The following is a 19,699-nucleotide window of genomic DNA, read 5'->3' as shown; positions in this document are numbered from 1 at the left end:
AAACCTCGCCATCACGCCCGCCGACTTTTCGTGCAAAGCCCAAAGTGTAGTGTATGCTACACTATCTTTCGTAAAACGCCACCGCGATCACGTTACGGCTGGCAACCCACGCGTTGCACCCACCATTCACCCTTACCGAGGCCACCGCCAGCGCCATGCCGTCACCCGATGCCCCACGCCCGCTGACGCCCACCACCGAGCGCGGTCTCAAACGCCGCGACGCGCTGATGGACGCGGCCCAGAAGCTGTTCCTCGAGCAGGGCTACGGTCAGGTCAGCGTCAACGATATCGTCGCCGAGGCGGGCGGTTCGCTCTCTACCCTCTACCGCCACTTCGGCAGCAAGGAGGGGCTGTTCCAGGCCATGATAGAACGCCGCTCCCACCACCTCTATGAGGCGCTCTCCGCCGAGGGCGTCGACGGCCTGTCGGTGGAACAGGCGCTGCAGCGTCTGGGCGTCACCCTGCTGATCAAGGTCATCGATGGCGAGACCCTGGGCATCTACCGCGAAGTGGTGGCGGAGAGCCCGCGTCAGCCCGAGCTCGGCCAGCTGTTCTACGCCGCCGGGCCGGGCCGCGTGCGTCAGGCGCTGGCCGCTTATCTCGCACGCCAGATGCGCGCCGGGCGCCTGCCCCAGAGCGACGCCGTCGAGCTCGCCGGTATCTTCCTCGGCTCGGTGCTCGGCGAGCTGCATCTGAACCAGCTGTTGCAACTGGAATCGCCGCCTTCGCAGGCGGCGATCGAGCAGCGCGTGGCGCGCTGCGTCTCCCTCTTCGTCGGCGGGTTGCGCTACCCCGAAGCGTGATCGGCAAGCAGCGCCTCGATGGTCACCGGCAGGTCGCGGTAACGCTTGCCGGTGGCGTGATAGAGCGCGTTGGAGATTGCCGGGGCGATGCCGGTGAGACCGATCTCGCCCACCCCGCGGGCGCCGAACTCGTTGAACTTGAAGTCCGGATAGTCGAGCAGCTCGACGTCGATCTCGGGGATGTCGGCGTGTACCGGCACGATGTAGTCGGCCACGTTGGCGTTGATCAGCCGGGCGTCACGCGGGTCGTAGTCGAGCTTCTCGAACAGCCCCATGCCGATCCCCATGACGATACCCCCTTCGACCTGGTTGCGCGCCGTGGGCGGATTGATCGCACGGCCGATATCCATGCTCGACACCACCCGTGCCACCCGCACCCGCGAGATGCCCGGGTCGACGCGCACCTCGACGAAGTGGGCACCGAAGGAGCGGAAGCTGTACTGCTTCTTCTCCTCGCCCGGGGCGCTGCTGCCCTGACCGTTGACGCTGGACAGACGCATGCCCTCGAGCACCTCGGCAAAGCTGTGGCTGCGTTCGCCGTCACTCAGCGCGCCCTCGGCCACCGTCAGGCTGTCGGCATCGACCCCGGCGAACACCCCACCGTGGCCGGTCGCCACCTCCTTGAGCGCGCTCAAGGCATCGCGGACCGCCACCGCCACCGCCGGCAGCGTGGTCGCGGTGGCCATCGAGCCGCCGGAAAGCGGCCCTGTCGGCAGGCTGGTCTCGCCCAGCTTGACCTCGATGTCAGCCACGGCGACGCCGGTCAGCTCGGCCACCGTCTGGGCCACGATGGTGTAGGTGCCGGTGCCGATGTCCTGGGTGCCACAAGCCGCGAACAGGGTGCCATCGGCGCGCAGCTCGACCCGCGCCTGACACGGCTGGCGCCCGGCGAACCAGGTGCACGCGGCCATGCCGTAGCCGATGATCTCGTCACCGTCGCGCATCGCCCCGATGCCCGGGTCGCGCTGGGCCCAGCCGAAGCGTTCGGCGGCGCTGTGCAGACACTTGTCGAGCTGCTTGCTCGACCACGGCAGGCCGCTCTCCGGGTCCTCGTGGGCGTAGTTGCGCAGACGCAGCTCGACCGGGTCCATCTCGAGCGCCACCGCCAGCTCGTCCATCGCGGTCTCCAGCGCGAAGATACCGGAGACCTCGCCGGGCGCGCGCATCGGGCAGGGCGTGCCGTGGTTGAGCGCCAGGATGCGCTGGCTGACCGCCAGGTTGTCGCAGGCGTAGAAGCTCGGCGTGGCGCTGCCGCAGGCGTCGACGTAACGATCCACCAGCGAGGTCTCGGTGGTGGAGTCATGGATCACCGCGCTCAGGCGGCCGTCGCGATCCGCACCCAACCGCAGGCGCTGGCGCGAGGCGGGGCGGTTACCACCGCCGGTCATGTCCTGGGCCCGCGGCAGCACCAGCTTGAGCGGACGCCCGAGCTCGCGCGCGGCACCGGCGGCGGCCACCGCGTGGGGCCACATGAACAGCTTGTTGCCGAAGCCGGAGCCGATGTAGTGGGAGATGACCTCGATGTTCTCCTGCGCCAGATCGAAGATCCGGGCCATGGCGTTGCGCTGGTAGAACACCCCCTGACTCGACTCGTGCACCACCAGCCGGCTGCCGCCGTCGCGCCATTCGGCCAGGGTGGCGTGCATCTCCATCTGCAGGTGGCTCTCGGCGGCGATGTGATAGACCGCATCGATCTGCACCTCGGCGCCGGCGAACGCGGCTTCCGGATCGCCGCGGGTGGTTCCTGAGTCTTCCAGCAGCTCGCCTTCGGTGTGGCTGTCGTGGGCGCCGTCGAGCAGGCTCGAGATCGCCCCGGTCTCCTGGCGGTAGCGGGCCACCACGCGCTGGGCGGCCGCGCGGGCCTGGGCGAAGCTCTCCGCCACCACCAGCGCGACGTACTGGCCGTGATAGTAGATGCGCTCGTCCTCGAACGGCAGGCGCACCTCGCTCACCTGATCGCCGTGCCCCATGCTGTTGGGCGAGCGGTGCAGGCGCGGAAAGTTGGCGTGGTGGAAGATATCGACCACCCCGGGCATCGCCAGCGCCTCGTCGAGTTCGAGGCGTGCCAGGGTGCCGTGGGCGATGCTCGCACCGACCGGATAGCCGTAGAGCATGCCCTCGACGCTGAGTTCGCCGGTGTAGCCGGCACGGCCGGTGAGCTTGAACTCGCCGTCGATACGCGGTGTGCGCTGGCCGACGACCTGGGGCTGGGCGAGTGTCGACTGGGTCAGATCGTTCATGCCTGGCTCTCCTGGGTGTCGGTGCCGCCCTGGCGGGCGGCGCGTGTGGCATCGCGCAGGGCGCGTACGATCGCCTGCTTGGCCAGGTCGACCTTGAAGGCGTTGTGGGCGAGCGGCCGGGCGTCGCGCAGGGCGATCTCGGCGGCGCGTTCGAAGCTCGCCAGTTCGGCCGGCTGACCGACCAGGGCCGCCTCGGCCTCGCTGGCTCGCCACGGTTTGGTGGCGACACCGCCAAGGGCGAGCCGCACCTCGTGGATCCGCCCGCCATCCAGCTTGAGCTGCGCCGCCGCCGAGGCCAGCGCGAATTCGTAGGAGGCGCGGTCACGCAGCTTGAGATAGTGCGACCCGGCCGTCGCCAGCGACGCATCGAGTGTCAGCGGCACGTCGAGGGTGAGCGCGGTGATCAGCTCGTCTGCGGCGAGATCGTGCTCGATGTGCGGCGTGTCGCCGGGCAGCCGATGGAAATCGGCGAACGCCACTTCGCGCTCGCCCGCCGGCCCTTCGAGGGTCAGGGTGGCGCCGATGGCGGCCAGCGCCACGCACATGTCCGAGGGGTGCACGGCAATACAGTCGGCACTGCCACCGAGCAGCGCGTGCATGCGGTTGATGCCATCGCGGGCATCGCAGCCGCTGCCCGGCTGGCGCTTGTTGCAGGCGCTGCCGACATCGCGGAAGTAGGGGCAACGAGTGCGCTGCATGAGGTTGCCGGCGGTGGTCGCCATGTTGCGCAACTGGGTCGAGGCGCCCGCCAGCAGCGCCTGGGAGAGCAGCGGGTAGTCGCGCGTCACCTCCGGGTGATGAGCGAGATCGGTATTGGTCACCAACGCCCCGATCCTGAGCCGACCATCCGCCAGCCGCTCGACCGTCTTCAGCGGCAGCGCATTGATATCGACCACCGCCGCCGGGCGCATGACGTTGAGCTTGACCAGGTCGAGCAGGGTGGTGCCGCCGGCGACGAAGGCGGTCTCGGCGTTGCCGTGCTGCGCCGCGCTGCCGACGCTCTCGGCGCGGGAGAAGTCGAAGGCTCTCATGGGGTCCCCTCCCCGGCCCGGCTCGTGGCGTCGTCGGCCAGGGTCGCGCGCGCCTGCTGGATCGCCGTCAGGATATTCTTGTAGGCACCGCAGCGGCAGATATTGCCGCTCATCGCCTCTTTCACCGCAGCATCGTCGCTGCCGATGCGCGCGTCATTGAGCAGTGCCGTCGCCGACATCATCTGCCCCGGCGTGCAGTAGCCGCACTGGAAGGCGTCGCAGGCAAGGAAGCTCTGCTGCACCGGGTGCAGCTCGCCTTCCCGCGCCAACCCCTCCACCGTGGTGACGTGCTGGCCTTCGCACATGACCGCCAGCCGCAGGCAGGCGTTCATCGCCTGGCCGTCGACGTGCACGGTACAGGCACCGCACTGGCCGTGGTCGCAGCCCTTCTTGGTACCGCCCAGGCCGAGCTGCTCGCGCAGCACGTCGAGCAGTACCGCGTTGGGGGCGACCTCTAGCGAGATCGGCTGCTGGTTGAGGGTGAAGTTGACGTTCAGGGTCGGCGCGGGGATCCCGCGCCGGGTCGGGGAATGCACGGAATCGTCCATCATGCCGGCTCCTCATCGATGATCGAGGCGCGGCCCCGGGGCGCGTCACTGCGCGCGGCCACGCCCCGCGGTCTGGGGCGACTCGCGTGAACACCATGGCCCGGGGCAGACGGCACCGACGCCACGCTGGCGGGCACCGGGCGCGCTGCGATCGGGAACCAATGGGTATCACGGGAATCCATGCAGGGCGGGGCGCTGTCAGGACGCCATCGCCGTGTCGACTGATCAGCATAGACACCCGAGCGCCACCCCGCCCGGAGACGACTGTAAATGTCTCCGCCGGCCCTCCGCGCACGTCGACTTCGGTTAAGCTTGGCCGCTCGCGCCATCCGACCCACCCAGCAAGGACGATCCACGACCACCATGAATACGCTGATCCTGGTCCTGATTCTGCTGCTGGTGGCTTCGGCCACCGGCGTCATCACTCGCTTCGTACCGGCGCTGCCGACGCCGCTGGTGCAGATCATCCTGGGTGCCCTGCTGGCCTGGCCGGCGGCCGGACTGCATGTCGAGCTGGAGCCGGAGATCTTCCTGCTGCTGTTCATCGCCCCATTGCTTTTCGCCGATGCCCGACGCTTCCCCCAGCGTGAATTCATGAGCCTGCGCGGCCCCATCCTGGCCCTGGCGCTGGGGCTGGTGCTGTTCACCGTGGTCGGCGTGGGCTACTTCATCCATCTGCTGTTTCCGGCACTACCGCTGGCGGTGAGCTTCGCCCTGGCGGCGATCCTCTCGCCCACCGATGCGGTGGCGGTATCGTCGATCTCCGGCCGTCTGCGGGTGCCGCCGCGGCTGATGCGAGTGCTCGAGGGCGAGTCGCTGATGAACGATGCCTCCGGCCTGGTGGCGTTCAAGTTCGCCGTCGCCGCCGCACTCACCGGCACCTTCTCGCTGGTCGACGCCACTTTCAGCTTCTTTATCATTGCGGTGGGCGGGCTGGTGGTGGGGGCGCTGCTGGCCATGGGCTTCAACCTGTTGCGCACCCGCCTGATCGAACGCCATCTGGGCGAGGCAACCACGGTTCAGGTGATCCTGCTGGTGCTGCTGCTGCCGTTCGCCGCCTATCTGCTCGCCGAGCACCTGGGGCTCTCGGGCATTCTCTCAGCGGTGTCCGCGGGGATGGTGATGAACCGCGCCGACCTCAAGCGGGTCGGCCAGTTGAATGCGCGCATGCAGACCCAGAGCGTGTGGGAGATGCTGGAGTTCGTGCTCAATGCACTGGTGTTCCTGCTGCTCGGCTTCCAGCTGCCAGCGATCATCAATGGCGCCCTCGACCACTCGCTGCACGACATCGGCGACTACGAGTTCCTGCGCCTGCTCGGCTACGTGGCGATCATCTCGCTGGCGCTGCTGCTGTCGCGCTTTCTGTGGGTCTGGCTGGCCAGCGAGGTCGGGCTGGCGCTGACCCGGCTGCGCGGCCTGATCCACGGTCGCCCGCGCCTGCCGACGCCGGACGGCAATGGCCGCCTGTCACTGCGCCTGATGCTGGCGGCGACCCTGGCGGGTATCCGCGGCACCATCACGCTGGCCGCAGCGCTGTCGCTGCCGCATCTGATGGAGAACGGCACCCCCTTCCCCAATCGCGAGCTGCTGATCTTTCTCGCCACCGGGGTGATTCTGTTCACGCTGGTCACCGGCAGCATCGGCCTGCCGCTGGTGCTGCGCAATCTGAAGCTGCCCCGCGACACCCGCGAGTTCGACGAGGAGCGCCGCGCACGCATCGCCGGCGCCGAGGCGGCGATCTACCGTATCGAACGTTTCCACCACGACCGCACCGGCGAGTTCGCCCGGGCCCAGACCAACGACGAGACGATCATCGCCTTCAACGACATCAGCGCCCAGTTGATGGCCTACTATCGTGAGCGCATGGCGCTGCACTCCACCGAGACCGCCACCCCGCAGCTGGCCACCAGCCGTGAGCTGGAGCGCGAAACGCGACTGGAAGCGCTGCGTGCCGAGCGCCGTGAGTACTACAAGCTTCGCCAGCGCCACCGAATCAACGACAATGTGCTCAGAAAGCTGGTGCGCGAGGTCGACCTCGCCGAAGCCGCGCTGACCAGCGACCAGGGCCAGCCGGCTCACTGAACCGCGACATGGGGCCGCACCTGCCTTGCACGCCTGGGCGGCCGGCCCCAGATCAGCTGCAACCATTGCCAACTGTCGTTCACGCGCGTGAAGACAGAGTGTTCGATACCGACAGGAGAGAGGGATGAGACGACCGATGTCACGCTGGATCACCGCCGCGAGCCTGGCGCTCGCGAGCCTTGCCACCGTCACCGCCGCCAGCGCCCAGGAGACGCAGGCGGCCGCAACGGTGCCGGGTTTGATCGCCACCCCGGTCGAGGGCAGCGTGCACCAGGTGGCCGGTCGCTTCGCCGACAACGTGCGCACCAGCGGCATGACCATCTTCGCGCGCATCGACCATCGCCAGGGCGCAATGTCCCGCGACATGGCCATGTTGCCCAACGAAGTGATCGTGTTCGGCAACCCCAAGACCTCGACGCCCCTGATGCAGTGCGCCGCCACCGCCGGCATCGACCTGCCGATGAAGGCGCTGATCTGGCAGGACAGCGACGGCCAGACCTGGCTCGGCTACGACGACCCGCAGTGGATCGCCACGCGCCACGGGGTCGGCGACTGCCCCGCGGTCGCTCCTCTCAGCCGCGAAATGCAGGCGCTGGTCGAGGCGACCGCCGAACGCTGATAGCGCCATCACCCTGGGCGCCAGACACACGGGCGTATCGACACCGACGACGTGACGACGACAAATATCAAGACCAAGGCAAAGACCAAGACAAAGACGCCGGCCCTGAGGCCGGCGTCGATGCGTTATGGGCCAGACGCGGTGGACTGGCACGGATGACTCAGGCCGTGCGCGCCTCGGGCACGTCATCCATCAGCTTGTCGAGGGTGATCGGCAGCTCGCGGATCCGCTTGCCGGTGGCGTGGTGCACCGCGTTGGCCACGGCGGCGGCGAGCCCGGTGATGCCGATCTCGCCGATGCCGCGGGCGCCGTACTCGTTGAAGCGGGTGTCGGGGTAGTCGAGCAGGATGACTTCAACCTCGGGCTGGTCGGCGTGGACCGGCACCACGTACTCGGCATAGTCGTTGTTGACCGGACGGCCATTGCGGGCGTCGTACTCGGTCGCCTCGAACAGCCCCATGCCGATACCCATGACGATCGCGCCTTCGACCTGATTGCGCGCGGTGGTTTCGTTGATCACCCGGCCGACATCGATGGCGCTGACCACGCGGGCCACGCGCAGATGCGAGATGCCCGGGTCCCAGCGCACCTCGACGAAGTGCGCGCCGAAGGAGCGGTAGGAGTACTGTGCGTCGGCGCCCTCGGTGTGGGCTTCACCGTCGGCGCTGCCGTAGCGCGCAGCGCCAAGGATGTCGGCAAAGCTCACCTGCTTGCCATCGGCGTTGCGCAGGCCGCCCTCGGCGACCTCGAGATCGTCGCTGGCGCCCCCAGCGAAGGCACCATTGGCGCCGGTGGCGTAGCGCTTCATCTCGTCCAGGGCGACCCGCGTGGCCTTGGCGATCGCCGGCAGCGTGGTCGCGGTGGCCCAGGAGCCACCGGAGACCGGGCCATCCGGGTAGGAGGAGTCCCCCAGTTCGACCGTGACCCGCTCCAGCGGCAGGCCGGTGAGATCGCTCACCGCCTGGGCGACGATGGTGTAGGTGCCGGTGCCGATGTCCTGGGTGGCGCAGGAGGCAAACGCCGTCCCGTCGGCACGCAGCGAGACCCGCGCGTCGCACGGGCGCTTGAGCGCCTCCCAGTTGCACGCCGCCATGCCGTAGCCGACGATCTCGCGCCCCTGGCGCATGCTGCCGATCTCGGGGTTGCGTGCGGCCCAGCCGAAGCGCTCGGCGGCGCGCTGGGTCGCCTCGACGATATGGTTGCTGGAGAAGTCGAGGTCTTTGCTCTCGTCGCGCTCGGCATAGTTGTCGAGGCGAAAATCGAGTGGGTCGACGCCGGCCGCGGCGGCCATCTCATCCACCGCCGACTCCAGCGCGAACAGCCCCGGCGCGGCACCTGGAGCGCGCATCGAGGTGGGCGTGCCGCGATTCACCTGGGTCGTTGCGTGACTGACCGTGAGATTGGGGCAGCTGTAGAGACTCTTGGTCACGCTGCCGCAGGTCTCGACGTACTGGTCGGTGAACGAGGTGGTGTTGATCGATTCGTGACGCAGCGAAACCAGCTTGCCGCTGCCATCGGTGGCCAGGCGCAGGCGCTGACGCGTCTCCGGGCGGTGGCCGGTGGTGGTGAACATCTGCGCCCGCGGCACCATCAGCTGTACCGGCCGCCCCAGCTCACGCGCGGCGGCGGCAGTGGCCACGGCGTGAGGCCAGGTCCACAGCTTGCTGCCGAAGCCGGAGCCGATATAGGGCGCGTGCACGGTGACCCGCTCCGGCGGGATGGCGAACATCTTGGAGAGCGCGTTACGCGCCATCACCACGCCCTGGGAGGCATCGAAAATGGTGAGATGGTCGCGCTCCCACCACGCCGTGGAGGCGTGCATCTCCATCGGGTTGTGGGTCTCCACCGGGGTGCGGTAGGTCACATCGATGTGCCGGGCAGCGCTGTCGAAAGCCGCCGCGGCATCGCCGCGCGAATGATTGCCACTGCCGCTTTGGGTGCCGTGGGCGGCGACGCCCTGTTCGAGATTGGCGAGTGCCGCGTCTTCGGCATAGCTGACGTCGACCTCACGCGCCGCCGCGCGGGCGTTCTCGAAGGTATCCGCCACCACCAGCGCCACGAATTGGCCGGCGTAGTAGATGCGCTCATCCTCGAACGGCAGACGCGTCTCCTCGACCTTGTTGCCCTGGGCAAAGCTCGACGGCGAGCGGTAGAGCTTGGGGAAGTGCCCGTGGTGAAAGATATCGATCACGCCAGGCATCCGACGCGCGCGTTCAACGCTCAGTTGGGTCACCTTGCCACTGGCGATGGTGCTGAACACCCCGTAGCCGTAGGTGAGACCGGCGGGCAGTTGATCGGCGGCGTAGTAGGCGCGCCCCGAGAGCTTGTCGGGGCCGTCGATACGCGGCACGCCGGCACCGATGATCGCCCCGAAGTGCGGGTCGCTGGGCTTGTCGTCACTCATCTGGATCTCTCCTCGCCGCGGCTCAGGCAGTGGTCAGGTCGGTCAGGTTGCGCACGATCGCCTGCTGGCCGAGGGGAATCTTGTAGGCGTTGTGGGCATAGGCGGTGGCATGCGCGAACGCGCGCTTGGCGGCATCGGCAAAGCGCTGCTCGCTCACCGGCTGGCCCGCAAGCGCAGCCTCGACCTCCGGCGCACGCCAGGGCTTGGTGCCGACGCCCCCCAGCGCCACCCGCGCTTCACGAATGGTGTTGCCGTCGAGCGTCACGATCACCGCGCTGGAGGCGAGCGCGAACTGATACGACTGGCGGTCGCGCAGCTTGAGATAAGCCGAGCGGCTGCCGGCGAGCGGCGCGTCGAGCACCACGTGGGTGATCAGCTCGCCGGGCGCCAGCGCATGTTCGCGCTGCGGCGTGTCGCCGGGCAGCAGATGGAAATCGGCAAAGTCGATCTCGCGCCGGCCCTCCGGGCCCTCGACCTGCACCTTGGCGCCGATCGCCGCCATCGCCACGCACATGTCCGACGGATGCGCGGCGATGCAGCTGTCGCTGGTGCCGAGCACCGCATGGACCGAGCGGTTGACGCCACCGATGGCGGCGCAGCCGCTGCCCGGCTCGCGCTTGTTGCAGGCCGAGACGCCGTCGCGGAAATAGGGGCAGCGCACCCGCTGCATCAGGTTGCCGCCGGTGGTGGCCTTGTTGCGCAGCTGGGTCGAGGCGCCCGCCAGCAGCGCCTGGGACAGCACGGCGTAATCCGCGACGACACGCTGGTCGCGGGCCAGCGCGGTGTTGGTCACCATGGCGCCGATACGCAGACGGCCATCGTCCAGACGCTCGATGCGGTCCAGCGCCACGCCGTTGATATCGACCAGCTTGCGCGGCTGCATCACGTCCAGCTTGACCAGATCGAGCAGCGTGGTGCCGCCGGCCAGAAAGGCCGCTTGGTCATCGCTGCCGTGTGCCGCGATCGCGGCCGCCGGGCTCTCCGCCCGGGCATAATCGAAGGCTCTCATGCCGGATCTCCTGCGAGCTTGCCACGCGCCGACTGGATCGCCGCGACGATGTTCTTGTAGGCGCCACAGCGGCAGATGTTGCCGCTCATCGCCTCGCGTACCTCGGCATCGCTGGTGCCGATCGCGGGGTCGTTGAGAATCGCCACCGCGCTCATCATCTGACCCGCGGTGCAGTAGCCACACTGATAGGCATCGTGCTCGAGAAAGGCCTGCTGGATCGGGTGGCGCTGGCCGTTCTTCTCCAGCCCTTCGACCGTGGTGATCTCGTCGCCGTCGTGACTGACCGCCAGGCTCAGGCAGGCGTTGATCGCGGTGCCGTTGACCAGCAGCGTGCAGGCACCGCACTGGCCATGATCGCAGCCCTTCTTGGTGCCGGTGAGCCCCAGCCCATGGCGCAGCGCGTCGAGCAGGATGACGTTGGGCGTCACATCGAGCCGATGCGGCTGGCCGTTGACGGTCAGCGTGATGCGCTGCCGGCCTTCGGCCGGCGGGGCATCGGTCTGGGTCTGAGGCTGGTCCGGCGAGCCGGCATAGCTGACCTGGGACAGCGCCGGCGCCGCGGCAATGGCGAGGCCGGAGGCGCCAGCGGACTGCAGGAACCGCCGGCGGCCGGGAGAGTGGGGCTGGGTGTCGCCGCGGGGGTCGAAGTGATCGACGCCCGGCGCGGTGCGCTCGTTGTCATCCATGTCAGGGATCCTCATCAAGGCTGTGCCGCTGCCGGCATCTTTGTCTTTCCAGCGTGGTGCTCTGGTTTATCGGGGCGCGGCAGGGAAAGGAGGCGTAGTGCTTCACTGAACTTAGGAAAAGTGCGGCACCAATGCCAAATCATTGGCGTAATTCGCGCGATTCACGCAGAAATGGGCATCTTCCGCAGGCCCGCGACGCGGCTGGTCTTTTGCTCAGGCCTGCCGTATGTTTTCGCCCAACTGCATCGTCACAGGGATCAGAGAGATGAGTGCTTCACGTCATGGTGTCCGTCTGCTGGCGCTCGCCGCCGGCCTTTCCTCCGCCGCCGCGGTCAGCGCGGCCCAGCCGACCTGGGAAGGCAGCGTCGGCGCCGGGGCGATCTATGCCCCAGACTACCTGGGTAGCGACGACTACGAGTGGAACGCCTGGCCGTCGCTGGATGCGACCTACGGCGATACCTTCTTCGTCAGCGTGACCGACGGCATCGGCTGGAATCTGGTGCGCGAGGGCAAGTGGCGGGTCGCCCCCTTCATCGGCTACACCTTCGGCCGCGACGACACCGGCGACATCCGCGCCCTGGATCAGGTCGACGGCGGCGCCACCGCCGGCCTGCGCGCCAGCTATCTCGACGACACCTGGCACTACAGCGCCGCCGCCGAAACGCCGTTCACCGGTGATATCGACGGCTATCGGGTCAAGTTCGCGGCGACCCATGTCGCCCGCCTCGGCGAGCGCGCCGCCTTCACCGTCGGCCCGCGCTTCAGCTACACCAGCGCGGCCTGGACCGACGATCTGTTCGGCGTTTCGGCGGGCGAGAGTGCGCGCTCAGGGATTCGTGCCTACGACCCGAACGATGGCTACTTCACTCTCGGCGCCGATGCCACCCTGAGCTACTACCTTACCCGCCAGTGGTCGATCACCGGCCTGGTCGGCGTGGCACGCCTCACCGGCGACGCCGAGGACAGCCCGATCGTCGACGATCTCGGCGACGCCACCCAGTGGCGTGCGGGGGCCTTCATCAACTATCACTTCTGATGCCAAGCACGGGTGATACAGAGCGCTGGTGAAGAGCGCTGGTGACGTAGAACATCGGTGACATCGTCAGGGGCGCCCCACGCCGCCCTAACTACGAAAACGCCCGCCCCGGCATCGGCCGGGGCGGGCGTTGTCGTCTTTCAGCGTAACGCGTCTAGCGCTTTAACTCGGCACCGAACTCAAGCATCCGATTCAACGGAATCAGCGCCCGACGTGCGATCTCGGGGTCGACATGAATCTCCTGACCGCAACCGTTGGCGTCTGACAGCACCGCCAGGGTGTTCTCGAGACCGTTCATCGCCATCCACGGGCAGTTGGCGCAGCTTCTACAGGTCGCGCCATTACCCGCGGTGGGTGCGGCCATGAAGGTCTTGTCCGGCATCAGCTGCTGCATCTTGTAGAAGATGCCGCGATCGGTGGCGACGATGAAGCTGGGGTTGTCGAGCTTCTGGGCCGCACTGATCAACTGCGAGGTAGAACCGACGACATCGGCGATCTCCACCACCGAGGCCGGTGACTCCGGGTGCACCAACACGGCGGCCTGCGGGTGCAGCGCCTTGAGATCGAGGATTCCCTTGGCCTTGAACTCGTCATGGACGATGCACTCGCCCTCCCAGCAGAGCACGTCTGCCCCGGTTCGCTCGCGCACATAGTTGCCCAGATGGCGATCCGGCGCCCACAGGATCTTTTCGCCCTGGCGGTCGAGGTGATCGATCAGCTCCACCGCGATCGACGAGGTCACTACCCAGTCGGCACGCGCCTTCACCGCCGCCGAAGTGTTGGCATAGACCACCACGGTGCGTTCCGGATGCTGATCGCAGAAGGCGGAGAAGGTATCCGCCGGACAGCCGATATCCAGCGAGCAGGTCGCCTCCAGCGTGGGCATGAACACCCGCTTCTCGGGGCTCAGGATCTTGGCGGTCTCGCCCATGAAGCGCACCCCGGCGACGATCAGCGTGGTCGCCGGGTGATCCTTGCCGAAGCGGGCCATCTCCAGCGAGTCGGCGACGCAGCCACCGGTCGCTTCCGCCAGCGCCTGGATCTCGGGATCGGTGTAGTAGTGCGCAACCAGCACTGCGTTACGCGCCTTCAACTGCGCCGCGATACGCGCCCGATAGTGCGCTCTGGCCTCTTCATCGAGCGCCGGCTGCGCCTGGCCCGTCAGATGCTCGCGAACGCGTTCCCGCTCCCGCTCCGCCATCGCCTCGTCTCCGTCAGTCCTGCAACCACTCGGTATGGAAGGTCCCTTCGCGATCGACACGCTTGTAGGTGTGAGCGCCGAAGAAGTCGCGCTGGGCCTGGATCAGATTGGCCGGCAGTTTCTCGCTGCGATAGCTGTCGTAGTAGGCGATCGCCGAGGAGAAGGTCGGCACCGGGATGCCATTCTGGACGGCATGACCGATCACGTCGCGCAGCGCCTGCTGGTAGTTGCCGGCGATTTCACCGAAGTACGGCGCCATCAGCAGGTTCTTGAGCTCGGGGTTCTCCTGGTAGGCGTCAGTGATCTTCTGCAGGAAGCGCGCACGGATGATGCAACCGGCACGGAACAGCTTGGCCACTTCACCGTAGTTCAGGTCCCAGCCATGATCTTCGGAGGCGGCGCGCATCTGAGCGAAGCCCTGGGCGTAGGAGGCGATCTTGCTGAAGAAGAGCGCCTTGCGCACCTTCTCGATGAACTCGGCCTTGTCACCCTCGAAGGTCTTCTGCGCCGGGCCCTTGAGCACCTTGGACGCTGCGACACGCTCGTCCTTCAGCGCGGAGATGAAACGCGCGAAGACCGACTCGGTGATCAGCGGCAGCGGCACGCCGAGATCCAGCGCGCTCTTGCTGGTCCACTTGCCGGTGCCCTTCTGCCCCGCCGAGTCGAGGATGATATCGACCACGTCGTGATCGCTCTGGTCATCCGGCTTGGTGAAGATCTTGGCGGTGATATCGATCAGGTAACTGTCGAGTTCGCCTTCGTTCCATTCACTGAACACGTCGGCCAGCTCGGCGTTGGAGAGCCCCAGCGAGCCCTTGAGGATCGCGTAGGCCTCGGCGATCAACTGCATGTCACCGTATTCGATGCCGTTGTGGACCATCTTGACGTAGTGGCCGGCACCGTCCGGGCCGACATAGGCCACGCAGGGCTCGCCGTCATCGGCACGCGCGGCGATCTTCTCGAGGATCGGCGCCACCATGTCGTAGGCTTCCTTCTGCCCCCCCGGCATGATCGACGGTCCCTTCAACGCGCCCTCCTCGCCCCCGGAGACGCCGGTGCCGATGAAGTTGAAGCCCGCTTCGGAGAGCTCCTTGTTGCGGCGGATGGTGTCCTCGAACGGCGTGTTACCGCCGTCGATCAGGATGTCACCCTGGTCGAGATGCGGTTTGAGCGACTCGATCGTCTTGTCGGTGGCATCGCCGGCCTTGACCATCAGCAGAATGCGCCGCGGGGTCTCCAGCGACGCCACGAACTCCTCGACGCTGTAGAACGGCTTGAGCTTGCTGTCGCCGTTCTCGGCCATCACCTCGTCGGTCTTCTCCGCCGAGCGATTGTAGATCGACACCGTATAGCCGCGACTCTCGATGTTGAGCGCCAGATTGCGCCCCATGACGGCCATGCCGACCACGCCGATTTGCTGTTTGGCCATGGAATTGATGCTCCTTGCAAAAATGAAGCCGCCACGCGGCGATGAACGTCACCCGCTGACGGATGCTCCCTATTGTAAGGCAGAGCGGGCGTTCCGCCGAATCGCCCGCTGCCCCGCCCGGCACCGCCGGCTGGAGACTAACCAGCCGGGGCTCAGTGCGCCTCGTCCCAGTTGGCGCCGCTATTGGCGTCGACGATCAGCGGCACCTTGAGTTCGGCGGCGCACTGCATACGCTGGCGCACCGCGGCGATGAAGTCGTCGCTCTGCGCCTCGGCGACCTCGAAGACCAGTTCGTCGTGCACCTGCATCACCATCCAGGCGTCGAATTCGGCCTGACCCTTGGCGGGGTTGAGCCAGTGGTGCACGTCGATCATGGCGAGCTTGATGATGTCCGCCGCGGTTCCCTGCATAGGGGCGTTGATCGCGGTGCGTTCGGCGGCCTGGCGCCGGGCGTGATTCTGCGCCTTGATCTCCGGCAGGTAGAGCCGGCGCCCGAACACCGTCTCCACGAAGCCATCTTCCGCCGCCTGGGCGCGAATCCTGTCCATGAAGGTGGCGACGTTGGGGTAGCGATCGAAGTAGCGGTCGATATAGGTCTGCGCCTGACCGCGCTCGATGTGCAGCTGCTTGCCCAGGCCCCAGGCACTCATGCCATAGATCAGCCCGAAGTTGATCGCCTTGGCGCTGCGCCGCTGATCCACGGTGACCTTCTCCAGCGCCACGCCGAAGACCTCGGCGGCGGTGGCGGCGTGGATGTCCTGATCGTTGGCGAAGGCGTCGAGCAGGCCCTTGTCATCGGAGAGGTGCGCCATGATGCGCAGCTCGATCTGCGAGTAGTCGGCGGCGACGATGCGGTAGCCGTCGCGGGCGACGAACGCCTGGCGGATCTTGCGCCCCTCTTCGGTGCGGATGGGGATGTTCTGCAGATTGGGGTCGGAGGAGGACAGCCGCCCGGTGGCGGTGACCGCCTGGTGATAGCTGGTGTGCAGCCGCCCGGTAGCCGGGTTGACCAGCCGCGGCAACTTGTCGGTGTAGGTCGACTTGAGCTTGGTCATGCCGCGGTGGGCCATGATCAGCTTGGGCAGCGGATAGTCCAGTGCCAGCTCTTCGAGCACCGCTTCGGCGGTACTCGGCGCGCCCTTGGGCGTCTTCTTGATCACCGGGATCTTCTGCTCGTCGAACAGGATCTCCGCGAGCTGCTTGGGCGAGCCGAGGTTGAACTCCCGGCCCGCCAGTTCGAAGGCTTCGCTCTCGAGCTCGCGAATGCGTGTTTCCAGCGCCTGGCTCTGGGCATGCAGGCGCGCCGGGTCGAGGGCCACGCCGCCGCGCTCCATATGCGACAGCACCGGAATCAGCGGCCGCTCGATACGGTCGAGCACCTCGGCCAGGCGCCCTTCCGCCTCGAGCTTGGGCCGCAGTTCGCGATGCAGGCGCAGGGTGATATCGACGTCCTCGCAGGCGTAGGGAACCGCCTCCTCGAGCCCGATCTGATCGAAGGTGAGCTGCTTGGCGCCCTTGCCGGCGATCTCTTCGAAGCTGATCGTCTTCTCACCGAGGTACTTGAGCGCCAGCGAATCCATGTCGTGTCGCGTTGCGGTGGAGTTCAAGACATAGGACTCGAGCATGGTGTCGATCAGCTCGCCGGCGACCCGAATGTCGTAGCGCGCCAGTACCGAGATGTCGTACTTGAGGTTCTGCCCGATCTTGGCGATGTCGGGGTTTTCGAGCAGCGGCTTGAGCGCCGCCAGCACTGCGTCGCGATCGAGCTGATCGGGGGCATCCAGGTAGGCGTGGGCCACCGGAATGTAGGCGGCCTCGTGCGGTTCGAGCGCCAGCCCGATGCCGACGATGTCGGCCTCCATATAGTTGAGGCTGGTGGTCTCGAGATCGAAGCAGAACGCCTCGCTCGCCGCCAGGCGCTCGACCCAGGCGTCGAACTCCGCCTGGGTGAGCAGGGTGTGATCCTCGCGCGAGGGGCTGGCCAGCGCCGGGTCCTCGTCGACATCATCGCTCGCCACCGCACTGCCCGAGGCGACGTCGTCCACGCCCTCGTCCTTGCCGTCGAGCAGCTCACCCAGCCAGTTCTTGAATTCGAGCCGGGTATACAGCGCCTTCAGGGCCTCGCGGTCGGGCTCGGCCAGGTGCAGCTCGTCGAGCCCCACCGGCAGCTCGCAATCGGTCTTGATCGTGGCCAGACGATAGGAGAGAAAAGCCTGCTCGCGGTTGGCTTCGAGCTTCTTGGGCAGCGTCTTGGCGCCGCGGAAGTCGAGCGTGGTGACGTGCTCGAGATCGGCATAGATGGTGTCGAGGCCGCCGCCCATGCCCTGGAGCAGGCCGAGCGCGGTCTTCTCGCCGACCCCGGGGACGCCGGGGATGTTGTCGACCTTGTCACCCATCAGCGCCAGATAGTCGATGATCAGTTCGGGCGGTATGCCGAACTTCGCCTCCACCCCGGCCACGTCGAGGGTTTCGTCCTTCATCGTGTTGACCAGGGTGATATGGGCGTTGACCAGTTGGGCCATGTCCTTGTCGCCGGTGGAGATCACCGCATCGCGCCCGGACTCGGTGGCAAGCCTTGCCAGCGTGCCGATGACGTCGTCCGCCTCGACCCCCTCGATGCACAGCAGCGGCAGGCCGAGCGCTCTGACACAGTCGTGCAGCGGCTCGACCTGGGGCCGCAGATCGTCCGGCATCGGCGGCCGGTGGGCCTTGTACTCGGCGTAGATCTCGTCGCGAAAGGTCTTGCCCTTGGCGTCGAACACCACCGCCATCGGGCTCTGCGGATACTGCTTGATCAGGCTCTTGAGCATCGCCAGCACCCCGCGCACTGCACCGGTCGGCTGACCGTCGGAGGTCGACAGCGGCGGCAGGGCGTGAAAGGCGCGATAGAGATAGGAGGAACCGTCGACGAGGACGATAGGGGCATCTGCCATGAGCTGGGGCATCCGTGACTGGCTTTCGATGGCCTCATGATACGCAAGGCGCCGCTCGGCGTCAGGGCGCACCGCCGGCAATCGGGAATCCCCACCCGTGCCGGTGGTCGAAGCAGATGCGAAGAGCCGCGATCCAGCGCTAGACTGGGCCGCGCAGGCACTCGCTGCCGCCGGGAAGCACTTTCGCCGCCCGTGGCAGCCGCGCTATCGGAGGTCATTGCCATGCCCAAGACGACATTGCACACGCGGCTTCAGGCGCTGCGGCACCCGCTGCCGGGCGCGCTGCTGGCCACCCTGCTGGTCGCGACCGCGCTGACATCCACGGCGCTGGCGCAGAACACGCCGACGCCCCAGGTCACTACCCACAGTGATGCCCAGCAGACGGTCTCGGAGTATCGGCTCAACGGCAAGCTCTACGCCATTCGGGTGGCGCCCAAGTCGGGGCAGGCCTACTTCCTCTACGACGCCGACGGCGACGGCAACTACCAGCGCCGCGATGCCGATACCGTACCGGTACCCGCGTGGGTGCAGCGCGAGTGAGGCGCTTACAGCGTGGCCGCGTCGCGACGACGCACGCCTAGGCCGCAGCGTAAATGACGGCTGCGCCGTAAACGCAGGCAGCGACGCACATGAGGTAGGAGCGCGCCGCCGCAACCGCTACAATGCGCGGTTTCCGCTCCCAGATCCGATATTGCCATGGCCGTATTCACTCCCCTCGACGACGCCCAGGTCGCTGACTTCCTCACGCGCTATACCGTCGGCGACTTTGTCGCGCTGAAAGGCGTCCCCCAGGGCACCGAGAACAGCACTTTCTTCGTGACCACCGATCAGGGCGAGTGGGTGCTGACGCTGTTCGAACAGGGCGAGTTCGAGGATCTGCCGTTCTTCGTCGATCTACTCGACTATCTGGACGCCCAGGGCCTGCCGGTGCCGGGGCCGGTCCACGACCGCCAAGGGGTCGCCCTGCAGCGTCTCGCCGGCCGCCCAGCGCTGCTGTTTCCGCGCATGCCCGGCAGCCACCCCAGCGCCCCCAATCTGGCCCAGTGCGCCGCGCTCGGCGATGCGTTGGGGCGCATGCATCAGGTGTCACAGCGCTTCACCGGCCAGCGCGACAATCCGCGCAACCTAGCCTGGCTGGAGCGCCGCCATCGCGAAGTGCTGCCCCATCTCGATAGCCGCGACCAGGCGCTGATGCGCGAGGAGATCGCCGCCTACGCCGAGGCCTTCACCGATGCCGAGCTGCCGCGCGGCGCCATCCACGGCGACCTGTTCCGCGACAACACCCTCTACGACGGTGACCACCTCGGCGGCATCATCGACTTCTACAACGGCTGCACCGGCGAGCTGCTGTTCGATCTGGCGATCGTGATCAACGACTGGACCAGCGATGCCGCGGGCGAGATCGACCGCGCGCGTTACGACGCCATCCTCGGCGCCTATCTGGCTCACCGCCCGCTGAGCGCTGCCGAACGCGCGCTGTGGCCGCTGATGCTGCGCATGACCGCGCTGCGCTACTGGCTGTCGCGCCTGCTGGTGATCCATGTCGACCCGCCGGCGCACGACATCACCCCCCACGACCCGGCGCGCTTCCGCATCCTGCTGATGCAGCGGATAGAGGGCGAAGTCCCGCCGCTGCCGGCGTGAGCGCCGGACGCGTTGTCGCCTAGGCTAGTGTGGC

General features: G+C 67.3%; 15 protein-coding genes. 6 read left to right on the top strand and 9 right to left on the bottom strand.

The window, feature by feature from the left end; translation table 11 throughout:
* Window positions 1-113 precede the first annotated feature (113 nt).
* Window positions 114-803: a TetR/AcrR family transcriptional regulator gene (locus tag ABV408_RS02965; RefSeq protein ID WP_353980990.1), complete on the top strand. Its 690-nt coding sequence runs from the start codon at window positions 114-116 to the stop codon at window positions 801-803.
* On the opposite strand, the gene ABV408_RS02960 is transcribed toward ABV408_RS02965, so the two are convergent.
* Genes ABV408_RS02960 through ABV408_RS02950 form a run of 3 tightly spaced genes read right to left on the bottom strand, consistent with a single transcriptional unit; the run spans window position 788 to window position 4,625 of the window.
* A complete protein-coding gene (locus tag ABV408_RS02960; RefSeq protein WP_353980989.1) occupies window positions 788-3,043 on the bottom strand; it encodes a xanthine dehydrogenase family protein molybdopterin-binding subunit in 2,256 nt (751 codons plus the stop codon). The two genes, ABV408_RS02965 and ABV408_RS02960, sit on opposite strands and share 16 nt — an antisense overlap.
* On the bottom strand, window positions 3,040-4,074 hold the full coding sequence (locus ABV408_RS02955) for a xanthine dehydrogenase family protein subunit M (protein WP_353980988.1): 1,035 nt from the start codon (window positions 4,072-4,074) through the stop codon (window positions 3,040-3,042). Before ABV408_RS02955 ends, ABV408_RS02960 begins: the two co-directional genes overlap by 4 nt.
* Entirely contained in the window at window positions 4,071-4,625 is a 555-nt protein-coding gene (locus ABV408_RS02950; RefSeq protein WP_353980987.1) for a (2Fe-2S)-binding protein, read from the bottom strand. The genes ABV408_RS02955 and ABV408_RS02950 overlap by 4 nt, the downstream gene beginning before the upstream one ends.
* Window positions 4,626-4,985: 360 nt before the next feature.
* Here ABV408_RS02950 and ABV408_RS02945 point away from each other — a divergent pair, with 360 nt between their 5' ends.
* Together ABV408_RS02945 and ABV408_RS02940 are read left to right on the top strand one after the other, a co-directional pair.
* Window positions 4,986-6,704 carry a Na+/H+ antiporter gene (locus ABV408_RS02945; protein ID WP_353980986.1) on the top strand — a complete coding sequence of 573 codons (1,719 nt, stop codon included), beginning with the start codon at window positions 4,986-4,988 and terminating at the stop codon, window positions 6,702-6,704.
* Between the two features lie 136 nt (window positions 6,705-6,840).
* Window positions 6,841-7,323 carry a DUF302 domain-containing protein gene (locus tag ABV408_RS02940; protein WP_353980985.1) on the top strand — a complete coding sequence of 161 codons (483 nt, stop codon included), beginning with the start codon at window positions 6,841-6,843 and terminating at the stop codon, window positions 7,321-7,323.
* A gap of 160 nt (window positions 7,324-7,483) precedes the next feature.
* On the opposite strand, the gene ABV408_RS02935 is transcribed toward ABV408_RS02940, so the two are convergent.
* Genes ABV408_RS02935 through ABV408_RS02925 form a run of 3 tightly spaced genes read right to left on the bottom strand, consistent with a single transcriptional unit; the run spans window position 7,484 to window position 11,422 of the window.
* Entirely contained in the window at window positions 7,484-9,727 is a 2,244-nt protein-coding gene (locus ABV408_RS02935; protein WP_353980984.1) for a xanthine dehydrogenase family protein molybdopterin-binding subunit, read from the bottom strand.
* Window positions 9,728-9,749: 22 nt separating this feature from the next.
* Window positions 9,750-10,736, bottom strand: coding sequence for a xanthine dehydrogenase family protein subunit M (locus ABV408_RS02930; protein WP_353980983.1), 987 nt, complete (start codon window positions 10,734-10,736; stop codon window positions 9,750-9,752).
* Window positions 10,733-11,422: a (2Fe-2S)-binding protein gene (locus tag ABV408_RS02925; RefSeq protein ID WP_353980982.1), complete on the bottom strand. Its 690-nt coding sequence runs from the start codon at window positions 11,420-11,422 to the stop codon at window positions 10,733-10,735. The genes ABV408_RS02930 and ABV408_RS02925 overlap by 4 nt, the downstream gene beginning before the upstream one ends.
* 265 nt (window positions 11,423-11,687) lie before the next feature.
* On the opposite strand from ABV408_RS02925, the gene ABV408_RS02920 reads away from it, so the two are divergent.
* Window positions 11,688-12,458, top strand: coding sequence for a MipA/OmpV family protein (locus ABV408_RS02920; RefSeq protein ID WP_353980981.1), 771 nt, complete (start codon window positions 11,688-11,690; stop codon window positions 12,456-12,458).
* A 154-nt stretch (window positions 12,459-12,612) separates the two neighbouring features.
* Here the strand turns inward: ABV408_RS02920 and nadA are convergent, their stop codons facing one another.
* The 3 genes from nadA to polA form a co-directional block, all read right to left on the bottom strand.
* Window positions 12,613-13,659, bottom strand: a complete 1,047-nt coding sequence (gene nadA, locus ABV408_RS02915; protein WP_353980980.1) for a quinolinate synthase NadA — start codon at window positions 13,657-13,659, stop codon at window positions 12,613-12,615.
* Window positions 13,660-13,672: 13 nt separating this feature from the next.
* A complete protein-coding gene (gndA, locus tag ABV408_RS02910) occupies window positions 13,673-15,088 on the bottom strand; it encodes an NADP-dependent phosphogluconate dehydrogenase (RefSeq protein ID WP_353980979.1) in 1,416 nt (471 codons plus the stop codon).
* Window positions 15,089-15,240: 152 nt separating this feature from the next.
* On the bottom strand, window positions 15,241-18,021 hold the full coding sequence (gene polA, locus ABV408_RS02905; protein ID WP_353980978.1) for a DNA polymerase I: 2,781 nt from the start codon (window positions 18,019-18,021) through the stop codon (window positions 15,241-15,243).
* A 222-nt stretch (window positions 18,022-18,243) separates the two neighbouring features.
* On the opposite strand from polA, the gene ABV408_RS02900 reads away from it, so the two are divergent.
* Together ABV408_RS02900 and ABV408_RS02895 are read left to right on the top strand one after the other, a co-directional pair.
* On the top strand, window positions 18,244-18,561 hold the full coding sequence (locus ABV408_RS02900; protein ID WP_353980977.1) for a DUF2782 domain-containing protein: 318 nt from the start codon (window positions 18,244-18,246) through the stop codon (window positions 18,559-18,561).
* Between the two features lie 156 nt (window positions 18,562-18,717).
* On the top strand, window positions 18,718-19,665 hold the full coding sequence (locus ABV408_RS02895; protein ID WP_353980976.1) for a homoserine kinase: 948 nt from the start codon (window positions 18,718-18,720) through the stop codon (window positions 19,663-19,665).
* Window positions 19,666-19,699: the final 34 nt, after the last annotated feature.

It is taken from the genome of Salinicola endophyticus, assembly GCF_040536835.1.
Classification (GTDB): domain Bacteria; phylum Pseudomonadota; class Gammaproteobacteria; order Pseudomonadales; family Halomonadaceae; genus Salinicola; species Salinicola endophyticus_A.
Note: the sequence above shows the minus strand (reverse complement) of the source record. Positions and strands in the feature narration are given on the sequence as shown.

Excerpts from the sequence above, each read along its gene's own strand:
- ABV408_RS02960 (WP_353980989.1), bottom strand. The coding sequence starts at position 3,043 with ATGAACGATCTGACCCAGTCGACACTCGCCCAGCCCCAGGTCGTCGGC.
- ABV408_RS02955 (WP_353980988.1), bottom strand. The coding sequence starts at position 4,074 with ATGAGAGCCTTCGACTTCTCCCGCGCCGAGAGCGTCGGCAGCGCGGCG.
- ABV408_RS02950 (WP_353980987.1), bottom strand. The coding sequence starts at position 4,625 with ATGATGGACGATTCCGTGCATTCCCCGACCCGGCGCGGGATCCCCGCG.
- ABV408_RS02945 (WP_353980986.1), top strand. The coding sequence starts at position 4,986 with ATGAATACGCTGATCCTGGTCCTGATTCTGCTGCTGGTGGCTTCGGCC.
- ABV408_RS02940 (WP_353980985.1), top strand. The coding sequence starts at position 6,841 with ATGTCACGCTGGATCACCGCCGCGAGCCTGGCGCTCGCGAGCCTTGCC.
- ABV408_RS02935 (WP_353980984.1), bottom strand. The coding sequence starts at position 9,727 with ATGAGTGACGACAAGCCCAGCGACCCGCACTTCGGGGCGATCATCGGT.
- ABV408_RS02930 (WP_353980983.1), bottom strand. The coding sequence starts at position 10,736 with ATGAGAGCCTTCGATTATGCCCGGGCGGAGAGCCCGGCGGCCGCGATC.
- ABV408_RS02925 (WP_353980982.1), bottom strand. The coding sequence starts at position 11,422 with ATGGATGACAACGAGCGCACCGCGCCGGGCGTCGATCACTTCGACCCC.
- ABV408_RS02920 (WP_353980981.1), top strand. The coding sequence starts at position 11,688 with ATGAGTGCTTCACGTCATGGTGTCCGTCTGCTGGCGCTCGCCGCCGGC.
- nadA (WP_353980980.1), bottom strand. The coding sequence starts at position 13,659 with ATGGCGGAGCGGGAGCGGGAACGCGTTCGCGAGCATCTGACGGGCCAG.
- gndA (WP_353980979.1), bottom strand. The coding sequence starts at position 15,088 with ATGGCCAAACAGCAAATCGGCGTGGTCGGCATGGCCGTCATGGGGCGC.
- polA (WP_353980978.1), bottom strand. The coding sequence starts at position 18,021 with ATGGCAGATGCCCCTATCGTCCTCGTCGACGGTTCCTCCTATCTCTAT.
- ABV408_RS02900 (WP_353980977.1), top strand. The coding sequence starts at position 18,244 with ATGCCCAAGACGACATTGCACACGCGGCTTCAGGCGCTGCGGCACCCG.
- ABV408_RS02895 (WP_353980976.1), top strand. The coding sequence starts at position 18,718 with ATGGCCGTATTCACTCCCCTCGACGACGCCCAGGTCGCTGACTTCCTC.